16 protein-coding genes are annotated in these 15,843 nt (G+C 60.7%); 5 read left to right on the top strand and 11 right to left on the bottom strand.

The window, feature by feature from the left end:
* Positions 1–127: 127 nt before the first annotated feature.
* Entirely contained in the window at positions 128–1,612 is a 1,485-nt protein-coding gene (locus EAO39_RS11415) for a HAMP domain-containing sensor histidine kinase (protein WP_120970966.1), read from the bottom strand.
* Positions 1,612–2,337: a response regulator transcription factor gene (locus EAO39_RS11410; protein ID WP_120967494.1), complete on the bottom strand. Its 726-nt coding sequence runs from the start codon at positions 2,335–2,337 to the stop codon at positions 1,612–1,614. The genes EAO39_RS11415 and EAO39_RS11410 overlap by 1 nt, the downstream gene beginning before the upstream one ends.
* 98 nt (positions 2,338–2,435) lie before the next feature.
* Here EAO39_RS11410 and EAO39_RS11405 point away from each other — a divergent pair, with 98 nt between their 5' ends.
* The 4 genes from EAO39_RS11405 to msrA all read left to right on the top strand — a co-directional run bounded on the left by EAO39_RS11405 (position 2,436) and on the right by msrA (position 5,090).
* Complete coding sequence (locus tag EAO39_RS11405) at positions 2,436–3,077, top strand: cytochrome b/b6 domain-containing protein (protein WP_205589373.1); 642 nt, start codon at positions 2,436–2,438, stop codon at positions 3,075–3,077.
* Positions 3,074–3,865: a molybdopterin-dependent oxidoreductase gene (locus EAO39_RS11400; protein WP_120967492.1), complete on the top strand. Its 792-nt coding sequence runs from the start codon at positions 3,074–3,076 to the stop codon at positions 3,863–3,865. Before EAO39_RS11405 ends, EAO39_RS11400 begins: the two co-directional genes overlap by 4 nt.
* A 94-nt stretch (positions 3,866–3,959) precedes the next feature.
* Positions 3,960–4,256: a pentapeptide MXKDX repeat protein gene (locus tag EAO39_RS11395; protein ID WP_120967491.1), complete on the top strand. Its 297-nt coding sequence runs from the start codon at positions 3,960–3,962 to the stop codon at positions 4,254–4,256.
* Positions 4,257–4,391: 135 nt separating this feature from the next.
* Positions 4,392–5,090: a peptide-methionine (S)-S-oxide reductase MsrA gene (gene msrA, locus EAO39_RS11390; RefSeq protein ID WP_120967490.1), complete on the top strand. Its 699-nt coding sequence runs from the start codon at positions 4,392–4,394 to the stop codon at positions 5,088–5,090.
* Between the two features lie 209 nt (positions 5,091–5,299).
* Here msrA and EAO39_RS11385 read toward each other — a convergent pair whose 3' ends face one another.
* The 8 genes from EAO39_RS11385 to EAO39_RS11350 form a co-directional block, all read right to left on the bottom strand.
* Positions 5,300–6,487 carry an acetyl-CoA C-acyltransferase family protein gene (locus EAO39_RS11385; protein ID WP_120967489.1) on the bottom strand — a complete coding sequence of 396 codons (1,188 nt, stop codon included), beginning with the start codon at positions 6,485–6,487 and terminating at the stop codon, positions 5,300–5,302.
* Between the two features lie 75 nt (positions 6,488–6,562).
* Positions 6,563–8,215: a fatty acid--CoA ligase gene (locus EAO39_RS11380; protein ID WP_120970964.1), complete on the bottom strand. Its 1,653-nt coding sequence runs from the start codon at positions 8,213–8,215 to the stop codon at positions 6,563–6,565.
* 48 nt (positions 8,216–8,263) lie between these two features.
* Entirely contained in the window at positions 8,264–8,614 is a 351-nt protein-coding gene (locus EAO39_RS11375; RefSeq protein ID WP_120967488.1) for a Rieske (2Fe-2S) protein, read from the bottom strand.
* Positions 8,583–9,224: a DsbA family protein gene (locus EAO39_RS11370; protein WP_240466964.1), complete on the bottom strand. Its 642-nt coding sequence runs from the start codon at positions 9,222–9,224 to the stop codon at positions 8,583–8,585. The genes EAO39_RS11375 and EAO39_RS11370 overlap by 32 nt, the downstream gene beginning before the upstream one ends.
* A 10-nt stretch (positions 9,225–9,234) precedes the next feature.
* Positions 9,235–9,804 (bottom strand): alpha/beta hydrolase, encoded by a 570-nt coding sequence (locus EAO39_RS11365; RefSeq protein ID WP_120967486.1) that lies wholly within the window; start codon positions 9,802–9,804, stop codon positions 9,235–9,237.
* Between the two features lie 58 nt (positions 9,805–9,862).
* Positions 9,863–10,711, bottom strand: a complete 849-nt coding sequence (locus EAO39_RS11360; RefSeq protein ID WP_120967485.1) for a TauD/TfdA family dioxygenase — start codon at positions 10,709–10,711, stop codon at positions 9,863–9,865.
* A gap of 27 nt (positions 10,712–10,738) precedes the next feature.
* On the bottom strand, positions 10,739–11,719 hold the full coding sequence (locus EAO39_RS11355) for a quinone oxidoreductase (protein WP_120967484.1): 981 nt from the start codon (positions 11,717–11,719) through the stop codon (positions 10,739–10,741).
* Positions 11,720–11,809: 90 nt separating this feature from the next.
* Positions 11,810–12,481 carry an MFS transporter gene (locus tag EAO39_RS11350; protein ID WP_240466963.1) on the bottom strand — a complete coding sequence of 224 codons (672 nt, stop codon included), beginning with the start codon at positions 12,479–12,481 and terminating at the stop codon, positions 11,810–11,812.
* Positions 12,482–12,886: 405 nt separating this feature from the next.
* Between EAO39_RS11350 and EAO39_RS11345 the strand changes: the two genes are divergently transcribed.
* On the top strand, positions 12,887–14,707 hold the full coding sequence (locus EAO39_RS11345; protein WP_120967483.1) for an acyl-CoA dehydrogenase: 1,821 nt from the start codon (positions 12,887–12,889) through the stop codon (positions 14,705–14,707).
* A 107-nt stretch (positions 14,708–14,814) separates the two neighbouring features.
* On the opposite strand, the gene EAO39_RS11340 is transcribed toward EAO39_RS11345, so the two are convergent.
* Positions 14,815–15,801, bottom strand: a complete 987-nt coding sequence (locus EAO39_RS11340) for an AraC family transcriptional regulator (protein ID WP_162989532.1) — start codon at positions 15,799–15,801, stop codon at positions 14,815–14,817.
* Between the last annotated feature and the right edge of the window lie 42 nt (positions 15,802–15,843).

Here is a 15,843-nt window from a genome sequence, read left to right as displayed (position 1 = left end):
TGACAAGATCACCGATCTTCGTCATCAGTCAGTCATGAGTGATTGCTGACGCCCTTGGAAAATGAGTCCGACACGTTGACCAGGCAGCTCAGACCTATCCTTCCCAGGAAAGACACGCTGCATATTCTCAGTACCCTGCCCCGGTGAGTTGAAAGCGAAATACCGCGCCCTTGTCCGGCAAGCGCACCAGCTGAATATCGCTGCCGTGCAATTGCAAAATACGCTTGACGATCACCAGACCCAGGCCGCCGCTGCCGGATCGCTCTGAGCTTGCGCCGCTCATAAAGGCCGGGCGTATGAACAAGGACTGCTGGAGCTCGGCCGGTATGCCGGCGCCGGTATCGCTCACCTGCACCGCCACGCCAGAGTTCTGGGAACTCAGCTGCACCACGATTTCACCACCCGTGGGCGTATGGCGAATAGCGTTATCCAGCAGATTCGTCAGAACACGCTCAATCATGCCCAAGTCGGCAGACACCACGGGAAGATTGGGCGCAATATCGGGCCTGAGCCTTTGCTGACGGGCTTCTGCCGCCAGTTCGAATTTCTGGAACACGTCCTGCACCAGGTCGGCCAAGGCAAAATTTTCCCTCTCGGGCTTGACCACGCCGTACTCCAGTCTTGCCAACTCGAACACCTCCTGGGCCAGGCGCCCGACCTTGCGGCTCTGGCCCAGTGCAATTTCCAGGTAACGCCGCCGTTCGGTCTCGTCAAGCGTGGCAGCCTTGAGCATCAAGGTCTCCAGATAGCCATGCAACGAGGTCAGCGGTGTGCGCAAATCGTGAGAGATATTGGCAAACAGTTCCCGGCGCTGCTGGTCTTGCAACGTCAGCTCGCGCCACTGCTCGGCAATGCGCTGCTTCATTTGCATGAAGGCCTGGCCCAGTTGCGCAATCTCGTCGTGCCCTTGCGACAGACGCTCCAGCCTGGGGGCTTCGTTTTCCAGCGCCGCAATGCCTTCGGTTTCGAAACGCTTGACCACCGCCGTCAGCTCGCGCAGCGGCCGGGTGATGAGGCGAAATGCGGCCAACCCCGCTAGCAGGCCCAGCAGAGCGCCCAGGCCCGTCAGCCACAGCGTGGTTCGCAGCACGTTGTCGGCCGCTGTGTTGGCGACCAGCGCATCATGGTCCTCGCCCTGAAGCACCACATAGACATAGCCTGCATCACGCCCGCCCATGCGCAGCGGGGCGGCGCTGAACACCTTGCGCGCATCCAGGCTGCGCGGGTCGTCGCCCACAATGGGCAGCGCTGCGCCGGCGAGCAGGTCACGAACCGGCTTGAGATCGACTTTGTCGCGCTTCAAATGCCCTGGCGGTGCGGCCTGGGCCTCGATGCGTCCGTCCAACCCCAGCAGATAGACCTCCACACTGGGATTGACGGACATCAGCTTGCCAAACAAATCCTTCACGGCCTCCTGATTCAGGCCGCCGGGCTTCATCAGTTCCGCATTCCCTGCAATATGGGCTGCCAGTCCACTGGACAGGCGCTGAATCACCTCCTGCTCATGCTTGCCATTGGAGCGCACCTGCAGCCAGACCGAGGCGCCGCAGCACACCAGCAGCAAGGCTGCAAACACGGCCGACAGCCGTCTTGACAAGGAGGCCCAGGCCATCATGAGGCGCCCTCCTCGCCGGCAGAGGCAGACAGCTTGTACCCATGCCCCCAAACCGTGAGAATCCGGCGCGGCTGCGCCGGATCGGCTTCTATCTTCAGGCGCAGCCGGTTGATATGGGTGTTGACGGTGTGCTCATATCCATCATGGTGATAACCCCAGACCTGGTTGAGCAGGTCCAGGCGTGAAAACACTTTGCCGGGGCTGCGCGCAAAAAAATACAGCAAATCGAACTCGCGCGGTGTGAGCTCAATGAGCTTGCCGCTGACCCGTACCTCCCGGGCCAGGGGTTCAATGTCGATTTCGGCAATCGAGAGGCTGCCCGACTCCATGCGTGCATTACGGGCCAGCGCGTCGTTGCGTCGCAGCAGCGCCTTGACGCGGGCCACCAGTTCCAGCACCGAAAAAGGCTTGGCCAGGTAGTCGTCCGCACCCAGCTCCAGCCCGAGAATGCGGTGCACCTCGCTGGAGCGGGCGCTGATGATGATGATGGGTGTGTAGCGTGCCATGGCCCGGGCCCGGCGGCAGATTTCCAGGCCGTCAATGCCCGGAAGCATCAGGTCCAGCACCAGTGCATCCCAGTTGCTGCGTTCCAGTTCACGCAGGCCCGCATGGCCGTCGGCCGCATGCTCGACGGCATATCCCTCATCGCGCAGATGCAAACGCAAAAGCTCCGCAATGTGGAGGTCGTCCTCGACGATCAGTACGCGCTTGGTTGATTCCATAGCTAGGCATTTTCTCGCGATACGCGCTGGGGAGTTATCACAATTAATTGAACTTTGCGTGATACATCGGCCATGGGGTGCGCCCAACAATGGCCTACATGAACAGCACCATCATCGCCCCTCTCGCCGACACGGCTGATGTTCGGCCCATTCATCCGCTGTGGATGCGGCTCACGCACTGGCTCAACGCCCTGGCCGTGGTGATCCTCGCCATGAGTGGCTGGCGCATTTACGATGCTTCGCCTTTTTTCCCTTTCACCATCCCGCCGGCCATCACCCTGGGCGGCTGGCTTGGCGGCGCGCTTCAGTGGCACTTCGCCGCCATGTGGCTGCTGGTGTTCAACGGCTTGCTGTATCTGGCGCTCAATATTTTCAGCGGCAGATTGCAGCGCAAATTCCTGCCCCTCAGTATCAAGGGCGTGGCGCACGACCTGATCGAGGCACTTCAGGGCAGGCTCTCGCACGCCAACCCGCGCCAGTACAACCACGTGCAAAAGCTGGCCTATCTGTTCGTGATCCTGGATCTGATCGTGATCGTGCTGTCCGGCCTGGTGCTGTGGAAATCGGTGCAATTTCCCCTGCTGCGCCAACTGCTGGGTGGTTACGAATTTGCACGGCGCATTCACTTCGTGGGCATGACGGCCATGGTGGCCTTTGTTGCAGTGCATCTGGTGATGGTGGCCCTGGTGCCCCGCACCCTGCTCACCATGATCAGCGGCCGCGCACCCAAAACACTATGAAAATATTCAAAGCCCCTACCTTGAGCGGCGTAGATGCCGATGCCGCAGTGCGCGAAGCCCGTGCGCAGATTGCCAGCAAGCTGGACCAGCCTGCCCGCCGCGCTTTTTTGCAGCGTTCATTCACGCTGGGCGGCCTGTCACTGCTCACCGGTTGCAGCATCAGCGATGACGCCCACGTGGAAGCCGCACTGGGCAAGATCTCGCGCTTCAACGACAAGGTGCAAGCCCTGATCTTCAGCCCCACGCAGCTGGCGCCCACCTACACCGATGCCGAGATCACGCGCCCCTTTCCTTTCAATGCCTACTACAGCGAAGACGAAGTACGCTTGGTGGACGAGGCCAGCTACCGGCTGGAAGTGACGGGCCTGGTCGCAGACAAGCATGCCTGGACGCTGGCCGAGCTGCGAGCCATGGCACAGGAGGACCAGATCACGCGCCATATCTGCGTTGAAGGCTGGAGTGCCATAGGCAAATGGGGTGGCGTGCGCTTCTCTGATTTTCTGCGCCATATCGGTGCCGACACCACGGCCAAGTACGTGGGTTTCAAGTGCGCCGACGACTACTACACCAGCATTGACATGCCTACCGCGCTGCACCCGCAGACGCTTTTGACGCTGAGCTATGACGGCCAGCCGCTACCGCCCAAATACGGCTTCCCCATGAAGCTGCGCATGCCGACCAAGCTTGGCTACAAGAACCCCAAGCACATTCAGGCCATGTTCGTGACCAACACCTATTCCGGTGGCTACTGGGAAGACCAGGGCTACAACTGGTTCGGAGGCAGCTGAGGGAGCCCCCTCGGCCGCCAAAGAAAGCGCGAGGCCGTGTTCCCAAGAACCGGACCTATCTTTTGACAATGACAACGCAACTGAAAGCATCCAAATGAACAAGCTCACCACTACCGTACTCGCCACCTGCCTTGCCTTTGCTGGAGCCTCCGCTTTTGCCATGAGCGATATGTCCAAGGACAACATGGCTAAGGACAGCATGTCCAAGGACGGCATGAAAAAAGACCATATGGGCAAAGACTCCATGTCCAAGGACGGCATGAAGAAAGACCATATGGCCAAAGACTCCATGTCCAAGGACGGCATGAAGAAAGACGCCATGGGCAAGGACTCCATGTCCAAGGACGGCATGAAGAAAGATGCCATGGGCAAGGACTCCATGTCCAAATAAGCGCTGAACCGGAATCGCTCTACCCGCCTATTGAACTGCAGCGGGTTGAGCGCCCAGGTTGACGTTCAGCTCTGCCTGGTTCTGCCTGGTGTCAACTTGCGCCGCCCGCAACAGCCACCTGCAAAAGGAGTTTTCATGAAATCCCGCACTCTCGCAGCCTGCAGCCTGGCTGCTGCGGCACTGCTCTTGCAAGCCGCACCCTCACTGGCGCAAACACCGCGCCGGATACCGGCTCCCATCAGCGATATCGCCGCCACAACGGCAGGGAGCGACAACGCCGTCTTTGCCGGCGGCTGCTTTTGGGGCGTTCAAGGCGTGTTCCAGCACGTCAAAGGCGTGAGCAATGCGGTCTCCGGCTATTCGGGCGGTGAGGCCAAATCGGCGCGCTATGACGACGTGGGCTCGGGCCGCACCGGCCATGCCGAAGCGGTGCGCATCACTTACGACCCCCAACTCATCAGCTACGGCAAGCTGCTGCAAATCTATTTCTCGGTGGCGCACGACCCCACCGAGCTGAACCGCCAGGGCCCTGACCGTGGCACGCAATACCGCTCCACCGTATTTGCGCAAAATCCCGAGCAGGCGCGCATTGCCAAGGAATACATAGCCCAGCTCAACCAGGCCAAAACCTATGGCAAGCCGCTGGCCACGACGATCGAAATGTCCAAACCTTTTTATGCGGCCGAGGATTACCACCAGGACTACCTGACGCTGCACCCGAACCAGCCCTATATCGTCATCAATGACCTGCCCAAGATCGAAGATCTCAAGCGGTCATTCCCCGAGGTCTACCAAGCTACACCTTCGCTGGTTCGCCAGGCCAAGAACAGCTGACGGCCTGCAAGCACCCGAGAAGGCACAGTTCCGAGCGCGATTTAAGTCGCTATTGATTCAATAGCTTATTGCGCATGATCTCTTTAGCTTCTCAAACAATTTTGCATTGAATGACTTGTTGATCAAGCGCTGACAGCTATCAAGTCCATAGACAACAAAGGCCTGCCGGATCACTCCGCAGGCCTTTTTTTGCTCAGTCGACTAAAGACTTACACGCGTTCAAAAATCGCGGCAATGCCTTGGCCGCCGCCAATGCACATGGTCACCAGGGCATAGCGGCCGCCCGTGCGGTGCAGCTCGGCAATCGCTTTGGTGGTGATGATGGCACCGGTCGCGCCCACGGGGTGACCCAGGGAGATGCCCGAGCCATTGGGGTTGACCTTGGCCGGATCCATGCCCAGCTCCTGGATCACGGCGCAGGCCTGGGCCGCAAAGGCTTCGTTGGCTTCGATCACGTCCATGTCCTGAATCTTCAGGCCTGTACGGGCCAGCACCTTCTGGGTGGCGGGCACAGGGCCAATACCCATGTAGGCAGGCTCCACACCGGCGTGGGCATAACCCACCAGGCGGGCCAGGGGCTTGGCACCGGCGGACTTCAGGGCCTGCTCGCTCATCATCAGCACGGCAGCGGCGCCGTCGTTGATGCCGGAGGCATTGCCGGCGGTGACGGTGCCGCCTTCCTTATTGAAGGCGGGCTTCATGCCGGCCAGCGTCTCCAGCGTGGTGCTGGCGCGCACATGTTCGTCGGTGTCGAACCGCACCACGCCCTTGCGGGTGGCGATTTCCACGGCCACGATCTGCTCCTTGAAGCGGCCGGCTTCAATGGCGGCGGCCGCACGTTGCTGGCTCAGCACGGCCAGCTCGTCCTGCATGGCACGGCTGATCTGGTAGCGCTCGGCCACGTTTTCGGCCGTGATGCCCATATGCAGTTTTTGCCAGGGGTCGTGCAGAATGCCCAGCATGTAGTCGATGCTCTTGGTATCGCCCATGCGTGCGCCCCAGCGCGAAGCCATGTCGAAGTAAGGGCCGCGGCTCATGGATTCGGAGCCGGCACCGATCGCCACTTCGCAGTCACCCAGGGCAATCGCTTGCGCCGCCGAGACAATGGCCTGCAGGCCGGAGCCGCACAGGCGGTTGACGTTGAAAGCCGGCGTCTCGATGGGGCAGCCGGCATCGACGGCCGCCACGCGCGACAGGTAAGCGTCCTTGGTGTCGGTGGGAATCACATTGCCCATGACCACATGGCCTACGGTGTCGGCCGCAATGCCGGCGCGCTCAATGGCCGCCTTGACCACGGTGGTGGCCAGCTGGGTGTTGGGTACGTCCTTGAGTCCGCCACCAAACGTGCCTATGGCGGTACGGGCGGTGCTGACGACAAAGATGTCTTTGGTGCTCATGATGGCTCTTCCATTTATCTATCAAAAACAGGAGCGCATAACGCGCTCCTGGCAATGGCTTAAGACCTTTTTGGCTTAAGCCGAAGTGGGCTGCGCTTCGCGCAGCAGTTTTTTGTTGATCTTGCCCACGCTGGTCTTGGGAATCTCGGCGACCAGGCAGATGCGGCTGAGTTCGGGCACGGCATAGGCGCTGATGCGCTTGGCCTGCACATGGCTTTGCAGATGCTCGCGAATGAATTCGGCCTTCACACCGGTAGCAGCCACCACAAAGGCCATGGGGCGCTCGCCCCATTTGGCGTCGGGCACGCCGATCACGGCAGCTTCGCTGACTCCGGGAACCTGGGTGATCAGGCCTTCCACCTCGATGGAAGACACCCATTCGCCCCCGGTCTTGATCACGTCTTTCAGGCGATCGACGATCTGCACCATGCCGTTGGCATGCATGACGGCAATGTCCTGTGTGTGCAGATAGCCGCCGCGCCAGAGCTCTTCCGAAGCTTCGGGCTTTTTGAAGTAAACCGGGGTGAGCGAGGGCGAGCGCAGCACGACTTCGCCACGGGTCACGCCGTCGCGCGGCACGTCCTTCATGTCTTCATCGACCACGCGGAAATCCACCATCAGTGAAGGCATGCCGGTGGAGCTGCGCAGACGCACATCGTCTTGCGCGCTGAGCTTGGCGTGGGTAGGCGCCAGCGCCAGCGAGACCACGGGGCCGGTTTCCGACATGCCGTAGCCGCCAAACACATCCATGCCCTTGGCCAGTGCGGCTTCGCACAAGCCGGCCGGCAGGGCCGAACCACCGATGACGACCTTCCAGCCGCTCAAATCCTGGCCCGTCTTGTCAGCACCCGTCACCAGCATTTGCAAAATCGTGGGCACGCAGTGCGAGAACGTGACTTTCTCGGTCTCGCGCAGCTTGAGCAGCACTTCCGGCAGATAGCGGCCCGGCAGCACCGTGCGCAAGCCCAACATAAGGGAGATATAGGGGAAGCCCCAGCCCAGCACATGGAACATGGGAGTGATGGGCATGTACACATCGCCGCGATGCAGGCGCTGCTCGCCCATGGGCGAGCACATGCTCAGCGCCGTGGCCAGCGCATGCATGACGATATGGCGATGGCTGTAGCACACGCCCTTGGGATCGCCCGTGGTACCGGTGGTGTAGAAGGTGACGGCCTTGGTGTTTTCGTCCAGCTCGGGAAAGTCGTAGTCGGCAGCAGCACTGGACACCAGGGCCTCGTACTCACCGGCCACGTCAAACGAGGTAGCAGGCAGCGCGCCGTCGTCCGAGAGCACGACGATATGACGTATGCGCGGCAGCTGGGCGCGGATTTCCTCGATCACCGGCAGAAAATCCGTGTGCACCAGCAGCACATCGGTGTCGGCATCGTTCAAGGTGTAGAGGATTTGCGCGGGTGACAGGCGCACGTTCACGGTGAACAGGGTGGCGCCCATCATGGGGATGCCAAAGTAGCTCTCCAGATAGCGGTGGCTGTCCCAGTCCATCACGGCCACAGTGCTGCCGGCGCCCACATCCAGGGCCGTGAGCGCATGGGCCAGCTGGCCTATGCGCTGGCTGAAGTCGCGATAGCTGTAACGCATTTGTCCGCGATACGTGATCTCCTGCTCCCCATGCAGGCTCATGGCATTGATCAGCAGTTGCTTGATCAGCAGGGGATAGGTGTACGCCGAGGGTGTTGGCGTCAGCAGATTGAGATTTGCGGTCATGGTCATTCGTCTTGCCCAAAGAAAATCAGAGGAAACAAAGCGCGGCGTTCAAGCCTTGGATGGCGGCCTTAGCCAGAGCTTGCCGTCCAGTATCAGGGGTTCATACATGGGAATCAGCAACCCGGGCGACGCCGTGCACTGGCCGTTTTTGATGTTGAACTGCAGGCCGTGAGCCGGGCAGCGCAGCACATGGGCTTCGCAGCTGCCGCTGGCCATGGAAGCGCCCGCATGCGGGCAGCTGTTTTCCAGGGCATAGAACTCGCCTTCCACATTGAGCAGCAAGATGGATTCGCCCCCCGGGGCGAAGACCAGCTTGCGGCCGCCGGGCGGCAAATCCCTGGCCTCGCCTGCGGCAATCAGCGCCGTATCAGGCAAAGTCGCGGTCGACAGCACAGGCATGCTCCATGGCGCGCAGCAGTTCGGTGGGGGCCACAGCTCCCGTCACCTGCAAACGCTGGTTGAACACCATATGCGGCACGCCGCCGCTGTGCTGCAAACCGCTTTGGTATTGCAGCGCATCGAACTCGGCTGGATTCCAGTTCAACGCGGCGGTATGGGCCAGCTGCTGCAACACGGCGGTATCGCCAATATTGCGCCCCTGCACAAAATAGGCGGCAAAAATGGATTCCACAAAGCCGATCATGGCCTGGCTGTCCAGCTGCGTCTGGGCGTAATTGACCAGAGCGCAAACCAGGCGCGTGTTGGGGAAGGTCTCGATCGCAGCGTGGTTGATCTGCAGGCCAGCCGCCTCAGCAGCGGCACGCACTTGCGCGCGGCGCATTTCCACGGCCTTGGGACCGCCCAGACGGGCTTCATAGAAAGCCTGGTAAGGCAGACCCTGCTCAGGAATCTGGGGCAGCAAGGTGTCGGCATGCCAGTGCAGATCAAGCTGCAGCTCAGGCTGCTTGGCCTGAAAGGCCGCATGTGCCGTCAGCAGATTGCGCAGACCAATCCAGCACCAGGGGCAGATCAGATCCAGCGAGAAATCGATTTGCAAGTTTTGCTTCATGACCATCTCCTCAAACCAGCTCTTGCAACAGAGCGTGCACACCGTCCCAGGGGCCATAGCCTGCAGCGGGGTTCAGGTGCCCGACTTCGCCCAGGTCCACCAGGCGCGCGCCCCAATCCATGGACAGCTGGTGCATGCGTTCGAACTGCGCCAGCGGATCATTGCGGCTGGCCGCAACCAGGGTAGGAAACGGCAGCGGACTGCGCGGCATGGGGCTCCAGCCATTGGCCTGCAGCTGCTCCAGCGTGGGATAGCCAGCCGGCATGGGGCTCTCCACATCTGCCGGTGTGGCCAGCAGCGCGCCACGAATCTTACGCCCCTGCTGCTGAGCCCAGTGCACCGTAGTAATGCAGCCGGCACTGTGGGCAACGATGATGACCGGACCCTCAATCGTGGCCAGCGCATCGTCCAGCGCCTGGACGCGCGCAGCACGGCTGAGCTTGTCATGCTCGAGCGGCGGCACGGTCACGGACTTGGGCAGCTGCTTGGCCAGATGGGTCTGCCAATGATCTTCCACATGGTCGCGCAGGCCGGGAACGATCAGAAAAGTAAGGTCTGCGGGATAAGAGCCGGTATTCATGGTGATGCAGGTAATAAGAGAGAAGGCCAGACTGGCTGGCCGTACGTTTGCCTAACGCTCAAAAAGGCTTGGAGCCGATGATTCCCGCCCGCTCCATCTTGCGATGGCAGGCCGGATAGTCCATGACGGCATAGTGCTGGGTGGCGGTGTTGTCCCAGATGGCAATGCTGTTGGGTTTCCAGCGCCAGCGCACCTGGTACTCAGGAATTTGCGCCTGGCTGACCAGATAGCGCAGCAGCTCGCCAGCGCCATGGGTGTGATCCTGACCCACGCGTACGCGGGCCGGGGTGTGGAAATTGGTGAAGTGGGTCGTGAAACCGTTCACATACAGCAGCTTTTCGCCGGTTTCCGGGTGGGTGCGCACCACGGGATGCTCGGGGTCGGGGTACTGGGCCTTGAGGGCCAGACGCTTTTCCATCGGCATGGCCGCGCCAAAGCTGAACTCGATGCTGTGGCGGGCCCGCAGCTCCTGAATCTGAGCCTTCACGCCCTCTGGCAGACCTTCGTAGGCCAGCACCATATTGGCCCACATGGTGTCGCCGCCTACCGTCGGGCACTCTATGCAGCGCAGCACCGCGCCAAACTGCGGCACCTCGCGCCAGGTCGTGTCCGAGTGCCAGGCATTTTCGTAGCGATCAGGTGGGCTGGCCGGCGTTTTGTAGATTTGCAACAGGCCCGGATTTTCCGGATCGGAGCCAACCACAGGATGGTCCTCCAGCTCTCCGAACTTGCGCGCGAAAGCCACATGCTCGGCACGGCTGATGTCCTGGTCGCGCAAAAACAGCACACGGTGCGTGAGCAGCGCCTTGCGGATTTCGGCAAACAGGTCCGCGTCCTGCACGGCATCGGCCAGATTCACGCCCGTAAGTTCCGCGCCTATGGCGCAGGTCAGTTGTTCTACTTTCATTTTTTGTCTCCTCCGGGTGTGGTGGATTTAGAGCGTAAAGATGGCCGAGCCCACAATCTTTCGTGCTTCCAGATCGCGGTGGGCCTGAACCGCATCGGCCAGTTCGTAGCGCTTGCTGATGTCAACCTTGATGCGGCCTTCGGCCACATGGCTGAACAGCTCGCCGGCCAGTGCGTCGCGCTCCTTGGGATCGGCAATGTAGTGAGCCGATGCGGGACGCGTCAGGAACAGCGAGCCCTTGCCGGCCAGCATCTGTGGATTGAACGGAGGGATGGGGCCGGAGGCCGTGCCCAGGCAGACCATCAGACCTCGTGTCTTCAGGCTGTTGAGCGAGCCTTCAAACGTGTCCTTGCCCACGCTGTCGAACACGGCGTTCACGCCCACGCCGGCGGTGATCTCGCGCACGCGCTTGGCCACGTCTTCATGGCTGTAGTTGATGGTGTGATCGCAGCCATGGGCCTTGGCCACTTCGGCCTTGGCATCGCTGGAGACCGTGCCGATCACGTTCAGACCTTCAAGCTTGGCCCATTGCGAGACCAGCAAGCCCACGCCACCTGCGGCTGCGTGCAGCAAGATGGTGTCGCCCTTCTTGAAGTCCCAGATACGGCGCATCAGGTAAGCGGCCGTCAGTCCGCGCATGGTGATGGCGGCTGCGGTCTCGAAGTCAATCGCGTCGGGCAGGCGAATCAGCGGTGCTGCGTCGATGAGGCGCTCGGTGCTGTAGGCACCCAGCGTGTTGTGCGCGCCGGTATAGGTGACGCGGTCGCCAATCTTGAAGTTGGTTACGCCATCACCCACGGCCGTGATGGTGCCACAGGCTTCGCTGCCAATGCCGGCTGGCAGCGGAGCGGGATACAGGCCGGAACGGAAATAGGTATCGGCAAAGTTCAGAGCCACAGCACCTTGCTTGAGACGGACCTGACCTGGACCAGGTTGACCGACTTCGATTTCCTCTTGGCGCAACACTTCGGGGCCGCCAACTTCGTGATAACGGATTACTTTAGCCATACAAACTCCTGTCAAATACCAACAAACACTGCGGGCAGCGGCTCCACCAGGCAACCGCCAACACCGCCATCAAAAATCCAGTCAAACACCTCAGGCCTGCGCCGCCGTAAAGGGAAGCAGTACTGCGGTGTTTTCCATGCGCTTGCCGACCGCCTCCTGCCGCAGCACCAGAGCCATATCGGCCTCATCGCTGCGCGAGGCTTTCCAAAAACAGACGACAGACAAAATTGCTACAGAAGAAAAAGCTGCGTGCCAGCCCCAGTGATCGGCAATCACCCCGCCCAGTGCGGAAGCCGCAAAGAATGCGCCCAGCAAGGTGGAATGCCAGCGCTTGGGAAACAAGCCCTTGAGCAGGGCCGTACCTGCAGCGCCATCACCCGTCTCGCCCAGGCCCACCACCGTGCGGGCCGTAAAAAGCTGGAAGTCATTGCGCACAAACACGCAGGCAATGGCGGCCATGCTCCACACGGATGCCATGACCACAATGCTTTTCACACGGCCAAAGCGATCGGCCATCCTGGCCACGGGCAAACTGCCCACGGCCACCATCACGGAGATAAGCAAAAACAGGGCGGCCAATTGCTTGTTCGATAATCCCCATTCTTGTTTCAAATGCGGAAACAGCGAAACCACAATCTGCCTATCCATATAGTCAGAGAGCATGAGCAGGAAAATCATGACAAAGGCAAACCAGGCACGCGCGGGGCATGCGGCGTAATCATTGCTTTGCTTGACATGGGAATCTGCTTCAGTGGAAAGCACGCGTAGTCTCCGTTATCAGGGCACAGTTTTTATTTTCGATCGATTAACTCAATACCTATAAACAGAGCTGAATATCGATTTCATATTTCATTAATCAATGGAACTGACACTTCCGCTTAATTCAAATGTAGAAAAAAACTCGAAAACATATTTCTCTAAACGCGCCAAACTTTTTCCTTCTAGCGACAACCAAGGTAAACCCCTAGGACACCCTCAACCGCCTGAAAGTGGCTGCTGGCAAGGCCTGCGCGGCCATCGCCCTCTGTTTGCATGACCTGGTGCGCGCCATGGCGACAAAGACAGCGCTGCTTTGAGCGGCTGCGCACTCTAGAATTGCTGCCGTTTACGTAAACGTCAACTCAACAGGCCTGGACCTGTGCCCGGAACTAGAAGGAAGCCAAGACGATGACATACGCCGCACCTATCAAAGACATGCTGTTCGACATGGAGCACCTGGCTCAGCTCGAACAGGTCGCCCAGATCCCCGGCTTTGAAGATGCTGGTCTGGAAACCGCCCAGGCCGTGCTCGAAGAATGCGCCAAGCTGTGCGAGGGCGTGATCGCCCCCCTCAATGTGGCCGGCGATGTGAATCCTTCTTCCTTCAAGGACGGCGTCGTCACCACCACGCCCGGCTTTGCCGATGCCTTCAAGCAATACGCCCAAGGCGGCTGGCAAGGTCTGCAGCACCCCACGGACTTTGGTGGCCAAGGCCTGCCCAAGACCATTGGTGCGGCCTGCATCGAAATGCTCAACAGCGCCAATCTGAGCTTTGCCCTGTGCCCGCTGCTGACCGATGGCGCGATTGAAGCCCTGCTGACGGCCGGCAGCGACGAGCTCAAGGCCCGATATCTGGAGAAGCTGGTCACCGGCGAATGGACCGGTACCATGAATCTGACCGAGCCCCAGGCCGGCTCCGATCTGGCCCTGGTGCGCACCAAGGCCGAACCCCAGGCTGATGGTTCTTACAAGGTCTTCGGCACCAAGATCTTCATCACCTATGGCGAGCACGATATGGCGGACAACATCGTCCACCTGGTGCTGGCCCGCGTCGCAGGGGCCCCCGAAGGCGTCAAGGGCATCAGCCTGTTCGTCGTGCCCAAGTTCCTGGTCAATGCCGATGGCTCTCTGGGCGAGCGCAACGATGTCCACTGCGTCTCCATCGAGCACAAGATGGGCATCAAGGCCTCGCCCACGGCCGTGCTGCAGTTTGGCGACGGCACGGCGGCGAGCATTGCAGACAGCGCCGGACCCGGCGCCGTGGGCTACCTTGTCGGTGAGGAAAACCGCGGCCTCGAATACATGTTCATCATGATGAACGCCGCCCGCTACGCCGTGGGCGTGCAAGGCATTGCCGTGGCCGAGCGCGCCTACCAGCATGCCGTGGCCTACGCCAAGGAGCGGGTGCAAAGCCGTCCCGTCGGTGGTTCCGTGAAGGCCAGCGCCGCCATCATTCACCACCCCGATGTGCGCCGCATGCTCATGACCATGCGCGCCAGCGTGGAGGGCTGCCGTGCCATGGCCACGGTGGCGGCCGCAGCCTATGACGCGGCCCACAACCACCCTGACGCCGAGGTACGCCAGCAAAACCAGGCTTTCTATGAATTCATGGTGCCCCTGGTCAAGGGTTACAGCACCGAGATGAGCCTGGAAGTCACCAGCCTGGGCGTGCAAGTGCATGGCGGCATGGGCTTTATCGAGGAAACCGGCGCCGCCCAGTACTACCGCGACGCCAAGATCCTGACCATTTACGAAGGCACAACCGCCATTCAGGCCAACGACCTGGTCGGCCGCAAGACCGGCCGCGATGGGGGCCAGAGCGCCAAGGCTATTGCCGCCCAGATCGAGAAAACCGAAGCCGAACTCAATGCCAGCGGCACGGTCACGGCACTGGCCGTGGCCAAGAACCTGGGCCAGGCACGCCAGGCTTTTGTGCAGGTGGTGGACTTTGTGGTCGCTCAGGCCAAGGCCGACCCCAATGCCGTGTATGCGGGCAGCGTCCCCTATCTGCTGCTGACCGGCAACCTGGTCGCCGGCTGGCAGCTGGGCCGCTCGGTGCTGGTAGCCCAGGAGCTGTTGCAAAAGGGACAGGAAACCGCGTTCATGCAGGCGAAACTGACAACCGCCCGCTTCTATGCCGAGCACATTCTGAGCCGCGTGGCCGGTCAGGCCGATGCAGTGCTGAACGGCGCTGCCAGCGTGATGGCCTTGCCCATGGACGCGTTCTGACCCTTCGCGATAACTGCAGATCAAAGCGCCATCCGGCGCTCTGAAAACAAGAGCTTCCTACCCATGATCAACAAGGGCTGAAAGCTCTTTTTACTTGAAATTTCTTTTCAGCTGTCAGACTTGGCTAGCGCGCTGTCTTTCTGAATACGCCTCCAGCGGGAAAAAGCACTGAGGCTGCTGAAGCCCAGCAGGGGCGCGATATCGGAGAGCTTGCGGTCGCCATAGCCCATCAGCCGCTGCGCCTGCTCATGGCGTATGCGATCAAGCAGCTGGGTAAAGCTCAGACCTTGTTGCGCCAGCCGGCGATGTACGGTGCGCCTGTCCACCCCCAGGTGCAGAGCCACTTGCTCCGCGCTGCAGCGCCCTGTGGGCAGCAAGGCCACCATCAGTTGCTCCACTTCGGAGCTAGGCGAGTGGCGGCTGTCCTCCAGATCCTGGCGCACCAGCTGGCGCATTTGCTGGCGCATGACGGGATCGGCCGTGTGCAAAGGCGCATCCATATCGGCCGTTGACAGCGCAATGCCGTTGTAATCCTGAGAGAAAAGCAGGTTGCCGCCCAGAATGCTGCGATGCCAGGCCATATTGGCCGGCGGCGGATGCATAAAGCTCACGCTGCGCGGCCTCCAGTCCTTGCCCAGCGCCAGACAAAGCGTGTGATAAAGCGCACCGATGGCCATCTCTATGGACTGGCGTGCGGCACATACCGAGGGCAGAAAATGCTGTTCGATCACGGTCACGCCGCCGGACTCGTGAATCTGCGTGCTCAGGCTCTCGTTGTGCAGATAGAGGTAACGGGTCAGGGTATCCAATGCCTGGCGCAGCGTCGGCTCGTCACGGGCCAGCATGCCGACCACGCCAAATGACGACAACCGGCGCGTCACAGACAGGCGCAGGCCGAACGCCTCTTCGCCCGACATTTCGCCCGAAAGCTCCATCACGCGCATGACGGACGCTGCGGGAACGCGCAACTCGGTGTTGTCCAGGCAAGACCTTGGCAGGCCCACGGCCGCCAGCATTTCGTGCGGTACCAGTCCGACGCTGGATGCGAGATCGGCGTAGTGCGTCAAGCTCGCACTGCGCATCAAAACAGTCATAGAGATTTCCCCTTGGTGTCCCAATAGGATAAATGGCTGTCC

Source organism: Comamonas sp. lk, from assembly GCF_900564145.1.
In the GTDB taxonomy this organism is placed as follows: Bacteria; Pseudomonadota; Gammaproteobacteria; order Burkholderiales; family Burkholderiaceae_C; genus Comamonas.
This window is presented reverse-complemented; position numbering and strand designations above follow the sequence as displayed.

Excerpts from the sequence above, each read along its gene's own strand:
- EAO39_RS11415 (WP_120970966.1), bottom strand. The coding sequence starts at position 1,612 with ATGGCCTGGGCCTCCTTGTCAAGACGGCTGTCGGCCGTGTTTGCAGCC.
- EAO39_RS11410 (WP_120967494.1), bottom strand. The coding sequence starts at position 2,337 with ATGGAATCAACCAAGCGCGTACTGATCGTCGAGGACGACCTCCACATT.
- EAO39_RS11405 (WP_205589373.1), top strand. The coding sequence starts at position 2,436 with ATGAACAGCACCATCATCGCCCCTCTCGCCGACACGGCTGATGTTCGG.
- EAO39_RS11400 (WP_120967492.1), top strand. The coding sequence starts at position 3,074 with ATGAAAATATTCAAAGCCCCTACCTTGAGCGGCGTAGATGCCGATGCC.
- EAO39_RS11395 (WP_120967491.1), top strand. The coding sequence starts at position 3,960 with ATGAACAAGCTCACCACTACCGTACTCGCCACCTGCCTTGCCTTTGCT.
- msrA (WP_120967490.1), top strand. The coding sequence starts at position 4,392 with ATGAAATCCCGCACTCTCGCAGCCTGCAGCCTGGCTGCTGCGGCACTG.
- EAO39_RS11385 (WP_120967489.1), bottom strand. The coding sequence starts at position 6,487 with ATGAGCACCAAAGACATCTTTGTCGTCAGCACCGCCCGTACCGCCATA.
- EAO39_RS11380 (WP_120970964.1), bottom strand. The coding sequence starts at position 8,215 with ATGACCGCAAATCTCAATCTGCTGACGCCAACACCCTCGGCGTACACC.
- EAO39_RS11375 (WP_120967488.1), bottom strand. The coding sequence starts at position 8,614 with ATGCCTGTGCTGTCGACCGCGACTTTGCCTGATACGGCGCTGATTGCC.
- EAO39_RS11370 (WP_240466964.1), bottom strand. The coding sequence starts at position 9,224 with ATGAAGCAAAACTTGCAAATCGATTTCTCGCTGGATCTGATCTGCCCC.
- EAO39_RS11365 (WP_120967486.1), bottom strand. The coding sequence starts at position 9,804 with ATGAATACCGGCTCTTATCCCGCAGACCTTACTTTTCTGATCGTTCCC.
- EAO39_RS11360 (WP_120967485.1), bottom strand. The coding sequence starts at position 10,711 with ATGAAAGTAGAACAACTGACCTGCGCCATAGGCGCGGAACTTACGGGC.
- EAO39_RS11355 (WP_120967484.1), bottom strand. The coding sequence starts at position 11,719 with ATGGCTAAAGTAATCCGTTATCACGAAGTTGGCGGCCCCGAAGTGTTG.
- EAO39_RS11345 (WP_120967483.1), top strand. The coding sequence starts at position 12,887 with ATGACATACGCCGCACCTATCAAAGACATGCTGTTCGACATGGAGCAC.
- EAO39_RS11340 (WP_162989532.1), bottom strand. The coding sequence starts at position 15,801 with ATGACTGTTTTGATGCGCAGTGCGAGCTTGACGCACTACGCCGATCTC.